At 73.5% G+C, this 19,543-nt stretch carries 17 protein-coding genes and 1 tRNA gene; 5 read left to right on the top strand and 13 right to left on the bottom strand.

Annotated features, from left to right (window positions below; translation table 11 throughout):
• Positions 1-25 precede the first annotated feature (25 nt).
• A complete protein-coding gene (locus D7318_RS29020; RefSeq protein ID WP_120700219.1) occupies positions 26-1,135 on the top strand; it encodes a hypothetical protein in 1,110 nt (369 codons plus the stop codon).
• A gap of 372 nt (positions 1,136-1,507) precedes the next feature.
• Here the strand turns inward: D7318_RS29020 and D7318_RS29025 are convergent.
• From D7318_RS29025 to D7318_RS29055, 7 genes are all read right to left on the bottom strand, one after another.
• Positions 1,508-1,580 (bottom strand) — tRNA-Arg (locus D7318_RS29025).
• A 28-nt stretch (positions 1,581-1,608) separates the two neighbouring features.
• Positions 1,609-2,577, bottom strand: a complete 969-nt coding sequence (gene egtD / locus D7318_RS29030) for an L-histidine N(alpha)-methyltransferase (protein WP_120700220.1) — start codon at positions 2,575-2,577, stop codon at positions 1,609-1,611.
• A 32-nt stretch (positions 2,578-2,609) separates the two neighbouring features.
• On the bottom strand, positions 2,610-3,362 hold the full coding sequence (egtC, locus tag D7318_RS29035; protein ID WP_120700221.1) for an ergothioneine biosynthesis protein EgtC: 753 nt from the start codon (positions 3,360-3,362) through the stop codon (positions 2,610-2,612).
• A complete protein-coding gene (gene egtB, locus D7318_RS29040; protein WP_120700222.1) occupies positions 3,362-4,681 on the bottom strand; it encodes an ergothioneine biosynthesis protein EgtB in 1,320 nt (439 codons plus the stop codon). Before egtB ends, egtC begins: the two co-directional genes overlap by 1 nt.
• Positions 4,678-6,078, bottom strand: a complete 1,401-nt coding sequence (egtA, locus tag D7318_RS29045; protein ID WP_120700223.1) for an ergothioneine biosynthesis glutamate--cysteine ligase EgtA — start codon at positions 6,076-6,078, stop codon at positions 4,678-4,680. Before egtA ends, egtB begins: the two co-directional genes overlap by 4 nt.
• A 204-nt stretch (positions 6,079-6,282) precedes the next feature.
• Positions 6,283-7,500: a M20 metallopeptidase family protein gene (locus D7318_RS29050; RefSeq protein ID WP_120700224.1), complete on the bottom strand. Its 1,218-nt coding sequence runs from the start codon at positions 7,498-7,500 to the stop codon at positions 6,283-6,285.
• A gap of 57 nt (positions 7,501-7,557) precedes the next feature.
• Positions 7,558-9,015, bottom strand: a complete 1,458-nt coding sequence (locus tag D7318_RS29055) for an FtsW/RodA/SpoVE family cell cycle protein (RefSeq protein WP_120700225.1) — start codon at positions 9,013-9,015, stop codon at positions 7,558-7,560.
• A 451-nt stretch (positions 9,016-9,466) separates the two neighbouring features.
• On the opposite strand from D7318_RS29055, the gene D7318_RS29060 reads away from it, so the two are divergent.
• From D7318_RS29060 to D7318_RS29070, 3 genes are all read left to right on the top strand, one after another.
• Positions 9,467-10,480, top strand: coding sequence for a sigma-70 family RNA polymerase sigma factor (locus tag D7318_RS29060; protein ID WP_120700226.1), 1,014 nt, complete (start codon positions 9,467-9,469; stop codon positions 10,478-10,480).
• 310 nt (positions 10,481-10,790) lie between these two features.
• On the top strand, positions 10,791-11,438 hold the full coding sequence (locus D7318_RS29065; RefSeq protein ID WP_120700251.1) for a TetR/AcrR family transcriptional regulator: 648 nt from the start codon (positions 10,791-10,793) through the stop codon (positions 11,436-11,438).
• Positions 11,439-11,586: 148 nt separating this feature from the next.
• The gene (locus tag D7318_RS29070) at positions 11,587-13,113 is read left to right on the top strand and encodes an MFS transporter (protein WP_120700227.1); all 1,527 of its coding nucleotides are present in this window, start codon (positions 11,587-11,589) and stop codon (positions 13,111-13,113) included.
• Positions 13,114-13,248: 135 nt separating this feature from the next.
• Here D7318_RS29070 and D7318_RS29075 read toward each other — a convergent pair whose 3' ends face one another.
• Positions 13,249-14,325 carry a P1 family peptidase gene (locus D7318_RS29075; RefSeq protein WP_120700228.1) on the bottom strand — a complete coding sequence of 359 codons (1,077 nt, stop codon included), beginning with the start codon at positions 14,323-14,325 and terminating at the stop codon, positions 13,249-13,251.
• 89 nt (positions 14,326-14,414) lie between these two features.
• Here D7318_RS29075 and D7318_RS29080 point away from each other — a divergent pair, with 89 nt between their 5' ends.
• Complete coding sequence (locus tag D7318_RS29080) at positions 14,415-15,086, top strand: AMP-binding protein (protein ID WP_120700252.1); 672 nt, start codon at positions 14,415-14,417, stop codon at positions 15,084-15,086.
• Between the two features lie 56 nt (positions 15,087-15,142).
• Here D7318_RS29080 and mscL read toward each other — a convergent pair whose 3' ends face one another.
• From mscL to D7318_RS29105, 5 genes are all read right to left on the bottom strand, one after another.
• Positions 15,143-15,658 (bottom strand): large conductance mechanosensitive channel protein MscL, encoded by a 516-nt coding sequence (gene mscL / locus D7318_RS29085; RefSeq protein WP_230424194.1) that lies wholly within the window; start codon positions 15,656-15,658, stop codon positions 15,143-15,145.
• 138 nt (positions 15,659-15,796) lie between these two features.
• Positions 15,797-16,354 carry an RcpC/CpaB family pilus assembly protein gene (locus D7318_RS29090; protein WP_120700229.1) on the bottom strand — a complete coding sequence of 186 codons (558 nt, stop codon included), beginning with the start codon at positions 16,352-16,354 and terminating at the stop codon, positions 15,797-15,799.
• A 246-nt stretch (positions 16,355-16,600) separates the two neighbouring features.
• A complete protein-coding gene (locus tag D7318_RS29095) occupies positions 16,601-17,449 on the bottom strand; it encodes an S-methyl-5'-thioadenosine phosphorylase (protein ID WP_120700230.1) in 849 nt (282 codons plus the stop codon).
• Positions 17,446-17,856 (bottom strand): FmdB family zinc ribbon protein, encoded by a 411-nt coding sequence (locus D7318_RS29100; protein ID WP_120700231.1) that lies wholly within the window; start codon positions 17,854-17,856, stop codon positions 17,446-17,448. The genes D7318_RS29095 and D7318_RS29100 overlap by 4 nt, the downstream gene beginning before the upstream one ends.
• 114 nt (positions 17,857-17,970) lie before the next feature.
• Positions 17,971-19,485 carry a potassium/proton antiporter gene (locus tag D7318_RS29105; protein WP_230424200.1) on the bottom strand — a complete coding sequence of 505 codons (1,515 nt, stop codon included), beginning with the start codon at positions 19,483-19,485 and terminating at the stop codon, positions 17,971-17,973.
• Positions 19,486-19,543: the final 58 nt, after the last annotated feature.

Raw genomic sequence — 19,543 nt, forward strand, 5'->3', positions numbered from 1 at the left:
CCGTACTCCCACCCCGGGGGACAACATGGACCCGCACGGCCCCATAGCCCGGCGCTTCCCGCTCGTCGCCCGCTTCCGCCCCGCGTGCCTGCCCCTGCGGGAACGTGTGCGGAGCCTCGTCGAACTCGCTGACAGCGCGGTGCGGCAGGGCGACCAGGGTCTCGCATCGGCCGTCTACAACCAGGCGGCGCTCATCGCCTCCGACCTTGGTCTTCCCGACTTGGCGCGCGAGATGTGCCACCAGCACGCCGCCGCCTACCTCCGTGCCTGCCCCCTGCCCGGCATGAGCGCGATCCGAGGTCTCGAACCGGTCGTCAACCTCGCCCGCCTTCGGATTCGCGCCGGCCGCGCGGACGAGGGACGTCGACGACTGCTTGCCCTCCATGAGGCGGTCGAAGCGAGCGCGGCTGCGCGGTTCGAAGGCATCGCGGTCCCGGCGGATCTCACCTCGACCGACGAGGACCACCACGAGGTCCGGGGGTGGTTGTGGCGTGTGCTCCTCGCCGACGGCACCCGCAGCCTCACCACCGAGGGCCGTTGGAGCGAGGCCCTGGCGCACATCGAGGCTCACCGCGGAGTGGGGCAACGGATGCTCGACGGGCGTCAGGTGGCCGTACTCGCCGCGCTCGTCGCGGGCAAAACGGAAGCAGCCGCTGCTCTCCTCGCCGCCACGCTGCCCGGCGACCGATGGGAACAGGACGTCACGGCCTGTCTGACGGTCCTGTGCCGCCGCGACGCCGGGCAGTCGGCCGACGGGGAACTGGCGGACCTGGTCACCGCCTTTCTTGAGCGGCAGGCCGAACCTGGGATGACCGTCTTCGCCATCCGACTCGGCCTCACGGTTCTCGGCCTGATCGACTCGGCCACTTCGCCCGCCGCGCACCGCGTCGTCGAAGATCTCCACCACAGGACGGTGGAAGCCCAGGACGGTTACGCGGCACGCGAGACTCTGGCGCACCCGCTGTTCACCGCGCTCGCCACGGAACGGCAGGCGGAGGACTGCCGTGCGCTGGTACGCGCCTGCGGCCTCAACTCAGGAATCCTCTCGGACGAGCTGCGAGGGGAGCTGACGGCGGCCCTGCACACCAGCAACCTTGTGGTCCGGGAAAGCCTGGCGCGTTCTTCCGATCCCTGACGTGACCCATCACGGAGAGGGCGAGGCGGTGGTCAGCGCCGACGTGCGTTCGACGGTTGTGCGGTGAGGACGGACGCCGGGCCGTTGGGCATCTGCGCCGCGGTGAGCCTCCGCACGCGCCAGATCAGTACGCGTGCCGGGTGGCGGGCGTCCTCCAGGGCGCGCTGATCAACGGCCCGGCTCGTACCGCGTGCTCGCGCCACCGCGAGAGACGCCACTTTCGAGGGGGAGCCCGAGCCCGACAACACGGGAGGGCCCGTGCCGGGTGATGTCGATCCGTCGGGCGATGTTCGGGAGATCAACTCCCCGTCCGTTCACGCACCACGCACGCGAACGCCCCGGACCGGTCCCGGTCCGGGGCGTTCACACACGTGCCCCAGGCAGGATTCGAACCTGCGACACCCGCTTTAGGAGAGCGGTGCTCTATCCCCTGAGCTACTGAGGCCGGGCTCGGCCCAGTGTAGCGGGGTCGGTCATGTGCGGGTGGTCAGGAGGAGGGCGAAGCGGGATTGGGGGTCGGTCCACCAGTGGGTCGGGGGGAGGCCCGCGCGGGTCAGCTCCTCGGTCAGCGGCTCCCGCCGGAACTTGGCCGAGATCTCCGTCAGGATGTCCTCGCCGCGCCCGAACTCCGCGGTGAGGTTCAGGTCGTGGATCTCCACGGAGTGGCTCACGCGGGCGCGCAGCCGCATCTCCACGCGCTCCGCCTCGGCGTTCCAGATCGCCTTGTGGTCGAACGCGCCCAGGTCGAACGTCGCGTGCAGCTCGCGGTTGAGGACGCGGAGGACGTTCTTGTTGAACGCCGCCGTCACGCCCTGGTCGTCGTCGTAGGCCCGGATCAGCGCCGAGGGCTCCTTCACCAGGTCGACGCCAAGGAGCAGCGCGTCGCCCTCGTGGGTCAGGACGGAGCGCAGGCGCGCGAGGAACGCGGCGCGCTGGTCCGGGGTGAGGTTGCCGAGGGTGGAGCCGAGGAACGCCACGAGCCGCGGCCCCGCGCCCGGCAGGGGGAGGTCCGTCTCGAAGTCGGCGACCGTCGCGGCGATCGACAGGTCGGGGTAGTCGCGGCACAGGCTCTCCGCCGCGCCCTCGAGGGTGGTGTCGCTCACATCCACCGGCGCGTAGAGCTTGAGCGTGCCCGCCTCGGTCAGGGCGTCCAGCAGGACGCGGGTCTTCTCCGAGGTGCCCGAGCCCAGCTCGACCAGGGTGCGGGCGCCGGTCAGCTCGGCTATCTCGGCGGCGTGGGCGCGCAGGATCTGCTTCTCGGCGCGCGCCAGATAGTACTCGGGGAGCCGCGTGATGCGGTCGAACAGGACGCTGCCGTGGGCGTCGTAGAACCACTTGGGCGGCAGCGTGCGGGGCCGTTCGGTGAACGCGGTCCCGGCGTCGGCGCGCAGGGCGCGGGCCGCGTGGTCGGCGGGCAGGCGGTTGTCGAGGGTGATGCGCATCCGGGAAATCCCTTCACTCGAACGTCACACGGTCACAGGGGCTCGATCTCCGTGGTGCGGGTGGTGGCCAGGAGCAGGGAGTGGTCGGGGACCTCGCGCCAGCCGGGCTCGTCGGGGGCGGGTTCGGACGCGACGGTGATCTCGTCGGACACGGCGCGGTACCAGAGGCTGTTGCCGTGCCGGGTCGCGGCGATCGCGTGGCCGTCGGTCATCAGGAGGTTGAGGCGCGCGGTGGGGCGCGCGGTGGTGGTGCGGCGGACGACGTCGGCGAGCGCCTCGCCGAGCGGGCGGCCCACGGCGAGGCGGCGCGCCGTCATCGCGCACAGCAGGGCGGAGTCGCTGCGGGCCTCCATACCGAGCAACTCCGCGGCCGTCAGCGGCTCGTCGGTGTCGGCGGGCAGCAACTCCCAGCGCGGCACCGAGCCGTTGTGGCTGAACAGCCAGCGGCCGAGCGCGAACGGCGCCGAGGCCGCCTCGTCGTGGCTGGTGCCGGGGGTGGCGGCGCGGACGGCGGCGAGAACGGCCCCGCTGTGGATCACCGCGGCGAGCCCTGGCAGGTTGGCGTCGGCCCAGATGGGCACGGAGCGGCGGTAACGCACCGGGCCCGCGCCGTTGCCCGGGGGGTACCAGCCGATGCCGAAGCCATCGGCGTTGACCGTGGGCGCCTCCGCCTGCTGGGGGGCGTGCGCCGGCGCGTAGGACTGCTCGTAGAGGCTGTGCGCCGGGTCGGTCAGCAGCTCGGCGAGCGGGCGCGGCGGGCCGAGATAGGCCAGGTGGCGGCACATCAGCCCGGCTCCGCGCCCCGGCAGGTGCGGAAGCCCGCGAAGATCTGGCGTCTGACGGGGAAGTCCCAGTTGCGGAAGGTGGCCCGGCACGCGACGGGGTCGGTGCCGAACGAGCCGCCGCGCAGCACCTTGTGGAGCGCGCCGAAGAACACCTGGCTGTACTCGCGGTAGGGGTGCGCGGCGAAGCCGGGGTAGCCGGTGAAGTCGGTGGCGGTCCACTCCCATACGTCGCCCAGGAGTTGGCGGGCGCCGCAGGGCGCGGCGCCCGCGGGGTAGGACCCGGCGGGGGCGGGCCTGAGGTGGCGCTGGCCGAGGTTGGCGTGCGCGGGGTCGGGCGCGTCGTCGCCCCAGGGGTAGCGCCGTGAGCGGCCCGTGGCGGGGTCGTGGCGGGCGGCCTTCTCCCACTCGGCCTCGGTGGGCAGCCGCCGCCCGGCCCAGCGGGCGTAGGCGTCGGCCTCGAACCACGAGACGTGCAGCACCGGTTCGTCCGGCGGAACGGGCTCGGTGACGCCGAAGCGGCGGCGCACCCATCCCGAGCCGTCGCGGCGCCAGAACGCGGGGGCCGCGAGGTCGGCGCGCTTGCGGTGCAGCCAGCCGTCGGGCTGCCACCAGCGGGGGTCGTCGTAGCCGCCGTCGTCGATGAACTCCTGGTAGGCGGCGTTGGTCACGGGCACGGTGTCGAGCCAGAAGTCCTGGACGTCGACGGGGTGGGCGGGGCGTTCGTTGTCCAGGGCCCAGGGGTCGCCGGTGGCGCCCATGGTGAACGGCCCTCCGGGGACGAGGACTTCGCGCGGCAGCGGGGTGGCGGGCGCGGTGCGCGGCGGGGGTGGCGCGTTCAACACGGCGGCGCCGCGGCGCAGTTGGTGGGTGGCGAGCATGGTCTCGTCGTGCTGCTGCTCGTGTTGGGCGATCATGCCGAACAGGAAGCCGTCGCCCGGGTCGGGCGCGGAGGCGAGCACGTCGAGGGCCTGGTCGCGGACGCCCGCGAGATAGCGGCGGGCGTCGGATGGGCGCAGCAGCGGCAGCGCGGGGCGGTCGGCGCGGCGGTGCCTGAACGCGTCGTAGAGCGGGTCGAGATCGGGGCGGAGCGCGGGCCTGCCGCCCGCGCGGCGCACGAGCCACAGCTCCTCCTGGTTGCCGATGTGCGCCATGTCCCACACCAGGGGGGACATCAACGGCGAGTGCTGCGCGGTGAGTTCGGGCTCGGGCAGGCAGTCGGTGAGGGCCTGGGTGCGGCGGCGCGCGGTGGACAGGGCGATGCGGGCCCGTTCGCGGACGGGGATGACGGTCGTTTCCGGGGCGAGGGTGTGCTCACTCATCGCCTGGCTCCTTCGCGCTGGTCGAACGGGTCGAGCTGGTCGTCGGCCGGGCACCGGCCGCGCGCTGGGTAACGCTCGGTGAAGTCGGCGACGGCGCGGCGCAGTTCGGCGCAGGCGGGGTCGCGGGCCAGCGCGCTCTCCGTGGCGGCGAGGCAGGCGTGGGCCGCGGTGGCGAGCGGCGGGTCGGCGGGGCCGAGTCGGGCGGCGCGCAGCCACAGGTCGGGGCGGGGCAACGGGCGCCCACCGGTGAGGGGTTCGGTGGCCTCCCACGCGGCGCGTGCGGCGTCGGGGTGATCGAGCAGGGTGGTGGCGACGGCAAGCGGGACGGTCCAGTCGTCGCCCTGCTGGGCGTCGATCATCCTCAACTCCAGCCAGCCACGCGGGCGTACGGGCGGGAAGAGGGTGGTCAGGTGGTAGTCGAGGTCGGCCAGGCGCGGGGGGCGTTCGCCGAACGGGCCGCGCAGCCACGAGCGGAACGTCCGCCCCGGGGGCGCGGCCCACGGCGCGGGCGGGGTGCGGCGGACGCAGAGCAGCTGGGCGTCCAGGGCGTAACGGGCCCAGTCCGCACGGGGGTTGCTCCCTTCGGGGGCGTCGCGCGCGTCGGCGGCGTCGAGGGCGTCGCCGGTGGCCTCGGCCGGGTCGGGCGGTCGGGTGCGGCCCGGGTCGATGCGGGCCCACAGCGCCTGCCGCGTCGACTTCCAGCCGGTCGGACGGCCGCGCCACAGCGGGGAGTTGGCGAACGCGGCGACCAGCACGGGGCCGAGGCGGTGGGCGAGGAGCCAGCGGTGGCGGTAGCCGGTGACGCCGTCGCTCTCGTCGCCCGCCTCCAGGCTGATCTGGACGGACGCGGTGGCGCGCATCATGACGCGGCCCGCGGGTCCGAAACGGTCGAAGTAGCCCTCCATCGCGCGGTAGCGCGGGTGGTCGAGGGTGCGGGGCGGGGTGAGGCGGGGCTCGAGGCCGAGACCGACGGCGGCCAGGCCCGCGTCGGCGAGGGCGGCGCGCAGCTGGGCGATGTCGGCCGCGGCGGCCTTCGCGCAGTCGGCGAGGGTCGGGGAGGCGCTGCTGGCCAGCTCGATCTGGCCGCCGGGCTCGCGTGTGATGCGGCCGCCGCCGGGGAGGGCGCCCGGCTCGGCGAGGGGGGCGAGGGCGGCGTCGAGCACCCCGGGTGGTGGGAGCCGCCCGGGGTCGGCGGGGTCGCGGACCAGCCACTCGAGCTCGACGCCGGTGCGGCCAGGGGGGCCGGCGGTGAAGCACGCGGCCCGCAGGTACGCCTCGGCCTCGCGCTCGCCGAGGAGCGCCTGCCCGGCGCGCGCGCCCTCGTCCTCCGCCGGCGCGTCCCCCGGCGCGTTCGGTGTCTTGTGCGCCGCGGGTCCGAGGCCCGGTTGCCACGCCATGTCCGCCACCCTCCTCCGCTGTCTCCGCCGTCGCGCTCGCTCCGACCAGCGACACCGAGAGAGGAAGAATCTCCCGGTATGTCGGATTCACGCTACGGCGGAAGAGCGTGCCCCGCGCAGCGACGGGGGGCCAGCCGGGTGGCGGCGGACGTGGCGGAGGAGGGGGCGGCGGAGGAGAGGGAGGGGGCGCCGCCTCAGGCTGCCTCAGGCCGCCGCGGGCGCCTCCTTCGGCGCAGCGGCGGACAGGCGCCGCACGGCCAGCTCCGCGTAGAGCGCCGCCCCGTCGGGCAGCACCGCCTCGTCGAACGCGGCCAGCGGCGAGTGGTTGGCCGGGGCGGCCTCGGGGTCGGCGCCCGCCGGGGTGGCCCCCAGGAAGATCATCGCGCCGGGCACGGCGTCGATGACCCGCGAGAAGTCCTCCGAGCCGAGGATCGGGTTCTCCATGGGCGCGTAGCGCTCCTCGCCGTGCACCTCGCGCACGGTCCCCGCGGCGAAGGCGGTCTCGGCCGGGTCGTTGACCGTGACGGGGTACTGCTCGAAGAACGTCGCGTCCGCCGTCAGCCCGTGCCCCGCCGCGATGCCCTCGCACAGCGCGACCGTTCCCTCGCGCAGCCGGGCGCGCGCCTCGTCGGAGAAGCTGCGGACGGTGGCGCGGAACGTCGCGCTGTCGGGAATGATGTTCGACTGCGTGCCCGCGTGGAACGTCCCGACGGTCAGAATCACCGGGTCGAACACGTCGAAGCTCCGCGATATCCACGTCTGGAGCGCGGTCACCATCTCGCACGCCGCCGGGATCGGGTCCTTCGCGCGGTGCGGGGCCGAGCCGTGGCCGCCCGCGCCGTTGACCGTGACCTCGAGGACGTTGGACGCCGCCATCGCCGGGCCGCCGCGCGCCGTGAAGACGCCCGACTCCCAGGTGTGCGACATCACATGGAGCGCGTACGCCGCCACCGGGCGCTCCCCGGTCGCGTCGAGCAACCCCTCCGCGATCATGTGCCCCGCCCCGTCGAAGCCCTCCTCGCCCGGCTGGAACATGAACAGGACGTTCCCCGCGAGCCGGTCCCGGTGCGCGGAGAGCAGGCGGGCGGCCCCTGTGAGCATCGTCGTGTGCAGGTCATGGCCGCACGCGTGCATGCGGTCGGCCTCGGCGGCGAACGGCAGGCCCGTGCGCTCGGTGACCGGCAGCGCGTCCATGTCGCCGCGCAGCAGCACGGTCGGCCCGGGGCGCGCGCCGCGCAGCACGGCGGTGACGGAGGTCAGGCCCGCCCCTGTGCCGATCTCCAACGGCAGCCCGTCGAGCGCGGCGAGCACGGCCTCCTGGGTGCGTGGCAGGTCGAGGCCCACCTCGGGGATGGCGTGCAGCGCGCGGCGGAGCTGGACGAGGTCGTCGGTCATGGCGCGGGCGTCGTCGGCGAGGTGCATGGTCGGGTCCTTCCAACATGCGGCGGTGCGAGGGGGGTTGAGCGGGCGTGCGGGGGATCAGGGGCGCGGGGTGCGGGGCGGGAGGAGGGGGTCGGCGATGACCGGGGTGAGGATGGTGGCGTTGCCCGCGGGCTCGGTGCTCGACTTGCCCGCGCTGTCGCTGACGCGGATGAGCAGCGCGACCAGCAGCCAGTTGGCGACGGTCGACGAGCCGCCCTGCGCGAGGAACGGCAGCGCCTTGCCGGTGAGCGGGATCAGCCCGGTGACGCCGCCCGAGACGATGAACACCTGAAGCGCGACCACCGCGGACAGGCCCATCGCCATCAGCTTGCCGAACGGGTCGGTGACCGACAGGGCGGCGCTGATGCCGCGCTGGATCAGCAGCGCGTAGAGGAGGAGGACGAGCGTCACGCCGACCAGGCCGAGCTCCTCGCCCACCGTGGCCAGGATGAAGTCGCTGCGGCCCGCGAAGCCGATCAGGTACGAGTGGCCCTCGCCCAGGCCCGTTCCCGTGAGGTCGCCCGCGCCGAAGCTGAAGAGCGCCTGCGCCGACTGGTCCGATATCAGCCCCGGCGGGCGCTCGCCCTCGGGCAGGAAGATCGCCATCGGGTCGAGCCACGCCTGGACACGACCCTTCACATGCGGCTGCGTCGCGGCGACGACCACGGTGCCGAGGGCGGCCATCAGGCCGCCGAGCACGACCCAGCTGGTGCGCTCGGTGGCGACGTAGAGCATGAGGACGAAGACCCCGAAGAAGATCAACGACGTGCCCAGGTCGCGCTCGTAGAAGAGGACGACCAGGCTGACCGCCCAGACGAGCAGCACGGGTCCCGCGTTGCGCCCGCGGGGCAGGGCGAGGCCGAGGAAGCGGCGGCCGACGAGGGCGAGGGCGTCGCGGTTCGCCATGAGGTAGCTGGCGAAGAAGATCACGATCATGACCTTGACGAACTCGCCGGGCTGGACGGACAGCGGCCCCACGGTGATCCACCGCTTCGCGCCGAACTGGTCCGCGCCGAAGAACGCCGGGGCCATCAGCAGCAGCATCGCGACGGCCATGCCGAGATAGGTGTACCGCTGGAGCACGCGGTGGTGGCGCAGCACGACCAGCGTGGCGATCAGCAGCCCGACGCCGACGACCGTCCAGATGACCTGGTCGGGGGCGGCGGGCGCGGACTGGTAGTTGTCCGGCGGGTACTGCTGGGCGTAGGCGTGGTCGAGGCGGTCGAGCAGGACCAGGCCGATCCCGGAGAGCAGCACGGTGACCGGCAGGATCAACGGGTCGGCGTACCGCGCGAACCGGCGCACGGCCAGGTGCGCGGCGATGGCGAGCGCGCCCAGGCCCGCGGTGTGGGCGAGCAGGCCGGTCGGCAGCTCCTCCTCCATGGCGAGGTTCGCGGCCGAGTGCCCGAACGCGACGATGGCGATCGCGAAGACGATCAGGGCCAGCTCGGTGTTGCGGCGGTGGGCGACCCAACGCCGGACGGCGCCGTCGCGGCCTTCCTCGCGCTTGGCCATGAGGTCCCGCCCCCTGTCCCGTCCTCGCCCCCGTCCCCGGCGCCCCCGGGGCTCCCCAGCCGACGGGGCAGGCGCTGACGGGAAACCTACAGGCGGCGGGGCGGGCCCACCAGAGCACCGCGGTCGCATGGGGGGCAGGGCGTTGGGTACCCGGACGTAACCGGGGGAACGGGGGGAACGGGGAGAACCGGCGGAACCGGGGGAAGCGGAAACAACGGGAAGCAACTAACCGCGCGATTCGTTCGTCTTCAGGGATGTGGGGACATGCGGGGAGAGGCCGGGGGAGAGACAGCGGGAGCGGTGCGGCGGGGCAGGATACTGCACCGGGGAAAAAAGATGCACCGCTTGGGAATTCTGTCCGGATTCCCGTCGTTGATTCGTTACGGACGCGGGAAACCAAGGGGGCACCCCGCTCCGATCCGTTCTGATCACTTCGCAAGGGAGAGCACGTATGGCAACCCGTGCCGTCGCCCGGCGTCCGGACACCGATGACAGTGTCGAAGCGACGGGCAGTGTCCGTTCCAGCGTGGGCAGCGATGCCACGGAGCGCGACCTGGTCGGGATGTATCTCGACGAGATAGCCCGGACCCCGCTGCTCGACGCGGCGAAAGAGGTCGAGCTGTCTCTCGCGATCGAGGCGGGGCTGTACGCGGAGCGCCTTCTGCGGGGCGAGGAGGAGCCGGCCGCCGGTGGCGCGGCGGCCACGGCGACCCGCGAGGAGCTCGAGGCGCTCGCGGCCGCGGGTGAGCGCGCGAAGGACGCGTTCATCCGCGCGAACCTCAGGCTCGTCGTCGCCGTCGCCCGGCGCTATCCGCGCAGCGGCCTGCCGCTGCTCGACCTGATCCAGGAGGGCAACGCCGGCCTGGTCAGGGCCGTGGAGAAGTTCGACTACAGCAAGGGATTCAAGTTCTCGACGTATGCGACGTGGTGGATCCGCCAGGCCATCACGCGGTCCATCGCGGACCAGTCGCGGACCATCAGGCTGCCCGTCCACCTGGTCGAGGAGCTGGGCCGGATCCGGCGCGTGCAGCGGGAGTTCAACCGTGAGCACGGCCGCGAGCCCGAGCCCGGGGAGATCGCGGGCGAGCTGGCCACGACGCCCGAGCGCATCCAGGACGTCCTGGACTGGGCGCGCGACCCGGTCTCGCTGAACATGCCGGTGGACGACGAGGGCGAGACCCAGTTCGGTGACCTGCTCGAGGACACCTCGGCGGCGTCGCCCGAGCAGTCGGTCATGGTGATGATGCGGCGCGAGGGTCTGGAGGACCTCATCGGCCGCCTCGACGACCGCACCGCGGCCATCATCAGGGCGCGGTACGGCATCGAGGACGGCAGGGAGCGCACGCTGACCGAGGTGGGCAAGCAGCACGGGCTCACCAGGGAGCGGATCCGGCAGATCGAGAAGCACGCGCTGCTCGAGCTCAAGCGCATGGCGAACGACTCGGGCTTCGACGCCGCCGCCTGATCCGACACGCGGTCGGACGCGTGGTCCGACGTGGGGTCGGATCCATGGAATCGGATCCATGGAAGCAGCGGCCGGGCCCGGCGCCGGTGAGGGCGCCGGGCCCGGCCGCTTCCGCGTCTCGGGGGCCGGGCCAGGGGGCGCCCCGGAGGCAGCGCGCCCCCTGGCGCCGCCGATGTGACGCGGAACACATCAGCACCCGAAATAACCGGGGAAGCTTTCTCCGTTTTGGAGAGTGTTCTCAACCGGGGACTCCATCCCCGGTTGTTCACCGGAGCGCCGGGAGGCGTTCAGATCCCCGGGAGTGACGACCATGGGTGCGACCTCGACGAGCAGGGGCCTGCGCGCGCGGACGCGCGCGGACGCCGTGCGCAATCGCGAGCGTATCCTCGCCGCGGCCCGGGAGGCCGTCGTCGACCAGGGGCCACACGTGCCCCTGGACGAAATCGCTCGACGCGCCGGCGTCGGGAATGCCACGCTGTACCGGCACTTCCCCGACCGGGAGTCGCTGCTGTTCCACGTGCTCCTCTACGTGAACGAGCGCATCGTCGGGCGAGCTCAACAAACGCTGGAGACCGAGCATGACCCCTTCGAGGCCCTGAGGTCGATGATCCTGCACGCGGCCGAGGAGCGCGTCGGCGGCCTGTGCCCGATGCTGAGCTTCGGCCTCGACCACGAGGATCCGCGACTGCTGGCCAGCAGGGATCGCATGCAGAGGATCACGCAGCAGCTGATCGACCGGGCACACGCCTCGGGGCAGCTGCGGCGCGATGTCGGGGCGGGCGACCTGCTGGTCGCGGTGGCCCGGCTCACCCTCCCCGTTCCCGGGACCCATGGCAGCGACACGACCATGGCCCGCCGCCACCTCCAGATCTTCCTGGACGGCCTGCGGACCCCGCCGCGCAGCGAGCTTCCCGGCGCGGCGATCACGTTGGAAGACCTCAAGGAAGAGTTCTGCTGACGACGCCCTGAACACCACCCGACGTCCGACCGGACCCTCGGCGCGGACAGGACCGCGACGCTGAGTTTCCCCCGGGCGCCGAGTCCTCCCTTCGAGACGTTCTCGCCCATCCTTTTTGCACCAATCGTCACGTGAGGTAGCTGCTTCCATGCCACCAGAAACCGCCGTGAGCAAAGCTCACAGCGCTCTCGACCCCTCGCGCTGGAAGGCGTTGATCTTCATCGCCCTGGCGCAGCTCATGGTGGTGCTCGACGCCACCATCGTGAATATCGCCATGCCATCGGCCCAGAGCGACCTGGGCATATCCGACGGCAACCGGCAGTGGATCATCACCGCCTACGCCCTGGCCTTCGGTGGTCTGCTGCTGTTCGGCGGACGCATCTCCGACCTGTGGGGGCGGCGCCGGGCCTTCATCATCGGCCTGATCGGCTTCGCGCTCGCCTCCGCGCTGGGTGGCGCCGCGCAGAACGAAGCCATGCTGTACGCCTCCCGCGCCCTCCAGGGTGTGTTCGGCGCGCTGCTGGCACCCGCCGCGCTGTCGCTGCTGACCGTGCTGTTCACGGACGCCAAGGAGCGGGCCAAGGCGTTCGGCGTCTTCGGCGCCATCGCCGGTGCCGGTGCCGCGGTCGGCCTGCTGCTCGGCGGCGCGCTGACCGACTACCTGGACTGGCGCTGGACGTTCTTCGTCAACATCCCCTTCGCCGCCGTGGCCGCCCTGGGCGCGGTGCTGGTGATCCGGGAGCCGAACACCACCAGGGACGGCTCGTCCCTCGACATCCCCGGCGTGGTGCTCGGCTCGCTCGGCCTGGTCGCCCTGGTCTACGGGTTCGCCCGCGCCGAGCACGAGGACTGGACCGAGGTCGGCACGGTCGCCATGTTCGTCTCGGCCGTCGTGCTGCTCGCGCTGTTCGTGATCGTGGAGGCCCGGGTGAAGTCCCCGCTGCTGCCGCTGCGGGTGCTGACCGACAGGAACCGAGGCGGCTCCTACGCCGCCCTGGGCCTCGCGAGCATCGCCATGTTCGGTGTGTTCCTGTTCGTGACCTACTACCTCCAGATCGTGCGCGACTACTCACCGGTCAGGACCGGTATCGCATTCCTGCCGATGGTGGCGGGCATGATCATCGGCTCGACGCAGATCGGCGCCCGCCTGGTGACCCGGGTGGCCCCGCGGAACCTGATGGTCCCCGGCTTCCTGACCGCCGCCCTGGGCATGCTGGTGCTCACCCGGATGAACCTGGACAGCTCCTACACCAGCGTCCTCATGCCGTCGATGGTGCTGCTCGGCCTGGGGCTCGGCACGGCGTTCATGCCCGCGATGAGCCTGGCCACCGAGAACGTCCGGCCGTCGGACGCGGGCGTGGCCTCGGCCATGGTGAACGTGTCGCAGCAGGTCGGCGGCGCCATCGGCACCGCACTGCTGAACACCATCGCGGCCAGCGCGACCACCGCGTACTTCACCGACCACATCGCCGGGGCCACCGATGAGCAGACCCTGACGTTCGAGTCGATGGTGCACGGCTACACGGCCGCCGTCTGGTGGGGCTTCTTCATCCTGCTCGGCTCGGCCGTGATCTCCGCCGTCCTCATCAACCGCAAGGGCGGCGGCCACGCCCAGGTCGCGGCCGGAGGCGAGGGCGCCGAGGCCGACACGGTCGTCCCTGTGATGGCGCACTGACGCGCCGACCGGCCCTCTCGAAGCGCCCGACCCCCTCGCGGGGCCGGGCGCTTCGCCGTCCGGGTTGCCGGGGGGACGGGGACGGCCACACGATGGAAGAGCCGGTGTCCCCGGACGCGCACGAACGCTCCGGGGTCACCGGTCGCCGTACAGCTCCCGGTAGGAAGGGAAGACGCCACCCGGGGTCTCCACGCCCTCGGCGGCGAGCAGCCCCTTGACCACCGCGCGGGCCAGCACATCGGCCCCCGCGGCGAGCAGCCCGTTGAACGCCAGCGCCACCTCGATCGGCGACCCCCCGCCCGACCCAGGGCGCTCCCCCGTGGCCAGCGCGAACACCGTGTCGCCGTCCGTCATCAGATGCGCGGGCCGCACCGCCCTGGCCAGCCCGTCGTGCGCCGTGCCCGCGAGCTTCCGCGCCTGCGCGACGGACAGCGCCGCGTCGGTGGCCACGACGGCCAGCGTGGTGTTCAACGGAGGCCGCTCCCCCGCCGCCCGCGTGGCGGTGGCCGCCATCGCCCGATCGAGACGCCGGGCCGCCTCGGCATGCGTCGCCGCCGCCGGAACGCGCCCCGGCTCGCCGTGGAGCGCGCCCGTCGCCGGGTCGACCGGGGAGCCGGCGGCGTTCACCGCGGCGAGCGCCGCCACGGTGGCCCCCGAGGGCAGCACCGCGCTGGCCGTGCCGATCCCGCCCTTGTACCCGCCGGCGACCGCGCCCGTCCCCGCGCCCACGCTCCCCTGGGCGACGGCCGCGCCGGGGCCCGTGGCCGCCGCGGCCTCGACGGCGGCCCGGCCCAGGGCCGCGTCCGGCCTGGCCCGCCAGTCCCCGCCGCGCCCCAGGTCGAACAGCACCGCGCCCGGCACGATCGGCACCACCTGCCATGGCTCGGGCCCGATCCGGAAGCCACGCCCCCGCTCCTCGAGCCAGGCCATCACTCCCGAGGCCGCGTCGAGCCCGAACGCGCTGCCACCGCTCAGCAGCACCGCGTCCACGCGCTCCACCAGGTTCCGCGGGTCGAGCACGTCCGTCTCCCGCGTGCCGGGGCCGCCGCCGCGCACGTCCACCGCCGCCACCGCCCCGCCCTCGGGCGACAGCACCACCGTCGTCCCGGTCAGCCAGCCACCCCCGATCCGCTGGGCGTGCCCCACCCGTAGCCCGGCCACGTCCGTGAGCGCGTCGCGCTCGCCCGCGACCGCCGATGTCGCTCGATCCATGGCACATCCGTACCACGGGTCCCCCACGCGACCGGCCCGTCCACCGGACGTTTATCGATCGTCAATCGCCGACCGGGATGCTGCGCGTCATGTCCGGAGATCACGAGGGCAGAGGGAGCGGCTCCGGGCCGACCGACGTCCTCAACCACACGCAACTGGTGCGCGAGGGCGAACGGGCGGCCCACGCCCTGGCCCGGCTGGGCGTGGTGCCCGGCGACCCGGTGGCGGTCATGCTGCCGATGTGCCTCGAGTCGGTGACCGTGACGCTCGCCTGTGTCAGCCTCTCGGCCGTGCGCGTCTCGCTGCCCGTCGGGCGGCACCCCAGCCTGATCCGGCAGCGGATCCAGAGCTCGGGCGCCCGGGTCCTGGTCAGCGCGGACGCCTGCCTGGTCGACGGGCGGGTGCACGGCGTCAAGGCGGCGCTCGACCGTGCCCTGACCGGCTGCCCCGATGTGGAGCGGGTCTTCGTGGTGCGGCAGCTGGCCCAGCCCGTGCCGTGGCAGCCGGGCCGGGACCGCTGGTGGCACGAGGCGCTGGCCGCCGAGACGCTGCCGCCCCGGCCGTATCCTGGCCATATGAACGACCACGCCCGGCCCGGCCGGTCGCCCGCCCACCCGGCGAGCCGACTGGACTTCGACGACCCGCTGGAGCGCCCGTCGAGCGACGACACCGACCCGGGCTGGGGCGACGAGAGCCCCGATGACCCGGGCTCCGGGGACCTGGCCCGCTTCCTGCGCGAGCGGCCCCCGCACCACCTCTGATCGCGAGCGCCCTGCCCCCGGTCCCGCCGCTCCTTGTCCCACTACCCCCTGTCCCGCTACTCCCTGTCCCGCTCCACCGAGCGCTGCGGGCCCACGGCCACCGCCGCCTCCCTGGCCCGCCGCTGGGCGACCAGCTCGTCCCGGATCTCGGCGAGCAGCTGCACCTCCGTCTCCGGCGGCTGCTCCGCGGGCGCCTTGGCCGCCCGCCGCGCCATGTACCGGGTGAGGGGCATGATCATCAGGAAGTAGACGACCGCCGCGGTGATCACGAAGGTCAGCGAGGCGCTGAGCACCGAGCCCCAGCGGATCGGGATGCCGTTCACGATCTGGCCCGCGTCGTTCACCTCGCACGGGCCCCGCAGGCACGACTGGTAGGCGTCGAGATCCTGGGTGCCGAAGGCGCCGACCAGGGGGTTGATGATGCCTTCCACCACGGAGTTCACGATGTTGGTGAAGGCGGCGCCGATGACGACGGCCACGGCCAGCTCCACCACGTTCCCCCGGAGGAGGAAGGCGCGGAAGCCCGCCAGCGTCTCCTTCGCCCCCGCCACGACGCCCTTGCGCTCGGTCACCGATCCGCCTCTCGTCCCGGGCTCCGCGCCTGCCGCGGAGCCGCAGCGGACCACGCTGCAACAGGCGCCGTAGGGCTGTCCAATCCGGCCACCACCCCGATGATCTTCCCCCGGTGACCGAGCGGCCCCGGCGGACGCTCACCACCGGGTCACCGCCAGCTCCGCGGCGGCCGCCGCGCCCGCCAACTCCGCGGCCGTGGCCGGGGGAACGGAGAGCACCACCAGCGCGCCGCCCGAGCCGTCGGTGGGGGCGGACGCCCCCTCGGCCGCCCCGCCGCCCGGCACGGACGCGACCCGCGCCCGGCGCGCGACCACCCGCGCCGCCGCACCGGCGTCGGGCCCGGCCCGCGCCGCGAGCACGTCGACGCGGTCCCCTGGCCGCAGCAGCCGCACCGCCTCCGCGTCGGCGATGCGCACCGGCGCCATGACGAGGTCGTCGGGCGCGGCCGAGGGCTCCGACCCCGCGGTGGCGGCCCGCTCACCTGCGACGGAGCCCGCCGCGGACCCGTCGCGCGAGCCACCCACGCCGGGCAGCAGCAGCGCGAGCACCGCCGTCATGACCGCGAGCGCGGCGCCGAGCGCCCGCCGCCGCCGTCGACGCGGCCCGCGCGGCAGCCACCACCGCGCGCCCCGCGGGCGGACCGGCGGAAAATCGGGCACGGGAACGGACGGCGTGACGGCCGGGAGAACACCCATGGGAACGCCCGCGGCGCCGGGCACGGAGGCAAGCGTGGAGCCGGGCATGGAGCCGGGCATGGTGAAGGAGGACGCGGAGGAAGAGGGACCGGCCGAGGGCCGCTGACCTGACGTCGTGACGCGTTGCATGGCACCACCGTGCCCGCTTCCCCACGATCCCGCCGGGCCCTGTGGACAACCCCCAGCCTGTGGAAAACTCCCTCACCCGATCGAGTGAGGGAGCCGGCCCCGCCCCATCGCGGCGGGCTACGGCAGCGCGATCCCCGGGTCCTGCCCGAGCAACGCGGTCGGGCACAGACAGTCACGGTCCTTGGGCAGCCTGCCCACGACGTCGAACAGCACGTCGCGCAGCCGCCCGATGTTCTCCGCGAAGACCTCGAGGACCTCCGCGTGCGAGACGCCCTCACCCACCTCGGCGCCCGCGTCCAGGTCCGTGACCAGGTTCACGGACGTGTAGCACAGCTCCAGCTCACGGGCCAGGATCGCCTCGGGGTGCCCGGTCATGCCGACCACGGACCACCCCTGGGCGGCGTGCCAGCGCGACTCGGCCCGCGTCGAGAAGCGCGGCCCCTCGATCACGCACATCGTGCCGCCGTCCACCGCGTCCCAGCCGTGGTCCCGCGCGGCCGCGAGCACGACCTCGCGCCCCGATGGGCAGTAAGGGTCGGCGAACGACACGTGCACGACGTTGGACTGCTGCCCGTCGGGGCGCGTCTCACCGTCGTAGAAGCTCTGCTGCCTGCCCTTGGTGCGGTCCACCAGCTGGTCCGGCACCAGCAGCGTGCCGGGACCGTACTCCGCGGTGAGCCCGCCGACCGCGCACGGGCCGAGGACCTGCCGGACGCCGAGCGAGCGCAGGGCCCAGAGGTTCGCCCGGTAGTTGATGCGATGCGGCGGCAGCCGGTGCGTCCTGCCGTGCCGCGGCAGGAACGCCACCCGCCGCCCGGCGATCTCGCCCACGAACAGCGCGTCGCTGGGCTCGCCATAGGGCGTGTTCACGGTGACCTCGGTCACATCGTCGAGGAACGCGTAGAACCCCGACCCGCCGATCACGCCGATCTCGGCCCCTCGCCCGTCGAGGGCGCCCTGGCTCATGCGGCAGAGGCCGCGGCGCTCGACGACGAGCCCGACGAGGCCCCCTTCGACGACCCGGACGACCCCGACGACCCGGACGAGGAGCCCGACGACCCGGACGACCCCGACGAAGAAGAAGAGGACGACGAGTCCGAGGAGGACGAAGAAGAGGAAGAAGAGGACGAGGCCCCGGAGGACTCCGAGCCGCCCTTCTTGCCGCCCGAGGACGCGGGGCTGCCGGAGGACGACGAGCTACGGCTGTCGTTCCGGTAGAAGCCGGAGCCCTTGAACACGATGCCGACGGCCGAGAACACCTTCTTCAGCCGCCCCTGGCACGCCGGGCACACCGTCAGGGCGTCATCGGTGAACTTCTGCACCACTTCAAGGCCCTCGTGGCACTCGGTGCACTGATACTGATACGTCGGCACGTCACCCTCCTGGCACTCATGGTCATGGAGTGCTAACGACGGTCCATCGTGCAGCATTCCGGCCCTCCAAGTCCACTGCCCCTCCCTTCCACCGCCCCCCACTCCAACCGCCGCTCACTCCCGCGGTCGCCGCAGCCCCGTGCTGCCGCGCTGCCCGAGCCAGCCCGCCAGCTTGCCGCCGCGCCCGACGGCGAGCAGCCGCCGTTCCGTCGCGTCCCGCACCTCGTCCGTCGCGATGACGAGCAGCTCGTCGCCGCGCCGCAGCGCCGTGGAGGGCTCGGGCACGAAGCTCGTGCCGCCCCTGACCACCAGCGTCACCGCCGCCTGCGCGGGCAGCCGCAGCTCGCGGACCTCCACACCGTGCATCCGCGACGCCGACGGGATCGCCACCGAGAGCAGATGGCCGCGCAGCCGGTCGAGCGGAGCCGACTCGATGTCCACGTCCACCGTCTGCTCGTCGTCGGTGATCCGCAGCCGCCTGGCCAGCCACGGCAGCGTGGGCCCCTGCACCAGGGTGTAGACGACGACCAGCACGAAGACGATGCTGAAGATGCGCTCGCTGTCCTCGACCCCGCCGACCACCGGGATGATCGCGAGCACGATGGGCACCGCGCCGCGCAGCCCGGCCCAGGAAAGCAGCGCCTGCTCGCGCCAGCCCCGGCGGAACGGCAGCAGGCACAGCACCACGGACAACGGCCTGGCCACCAGCGTGAGAACGCCCCCGACGACGAGCGCCGGGACCAGCGCGGGCCACAGCGCGCCCGTGTTGACCAGCAGCCCGAGCAGCACGAAGAGGCCGATCTGCGCCACCCACGCCACCGCGTCCGCGAAGCCGCGGGTGGCCGGGCCGTGCGGCAGCCCGGCGTTCCCCAGCATGAGCGCCGCCACATAGACGGCGAGGAAGCCGCTGCCGTGCGCCAGCGCGCCCCCCGCGTACGCCAGGACGCAGAAGCCGAGCACGGCGATGGGGTAGAGCCCCGACGCGGGCAGCGCCACATGCCGCAGCGCCAGCGCGCCGACGCGGCCGACGAGGAGGCCGATCACCAGGCCGATGGCCAGCTCAAGGGCCATCACGCCGAGCAGGACGTACCACGTGGTGGTGTGGTGCGGGTCGGAGAAGGCGACGACGAGGATGATCACCGGGGCGTCGTTGAAGCCGGACTCGGCCTCGAGCGTGCCCGTCAGCCGCCTCGGCAGCGGGACGCGGCGCAGCACCGAGAAGACGGCCGCGGCGTCGGTCGACGAGACGACCGCGCCCATCAGCAGCGCGGGCGTCCAGGCGAGCCCGACCAGGAAGTGGGCCGCGGCCGCGGTGACCCCTACGCTGACGCCGACGCCGAGCGTGGCGAGCACGGCGGCGGACGGGATGGCGGGCCTGATGTCGCGCCAGCGGGTGGAGAGGCCGCCCTCGGCGAGGATGACGACGAGCGCCGCGTATCCGATGACCTGGGTCAGCTCCGCGTCGCTGAAGTCGACCCCGAACCCTCCCTCGCCGAGCGCGATGCCGATGGCGAGGTAGAGGAGCAGCGAGGGCAGCCCGGTGCGGGAGGTCAGCCGCACCGCCGCGACGGCGAGGAGCAGGATCAGGGCGCCGGCGAACAGGAGTTCGTTGAGGCGGTCGACAGTCAGGGGCGGATCCTCTCGCCGGTGCGGCCGGGTGAACCGGGTGAACGTGAGGTGGCCGAGG

Origin of the sequence: Streptomyces radicis (genome assembly GCF_003626575.1) — a bacterium.
Lineage (GTDB): Bacteria > Actinomycetota > Actinomycetes > Streptomycetales > Streptomycetaceae > Streptomyces > Streptomyces radicis.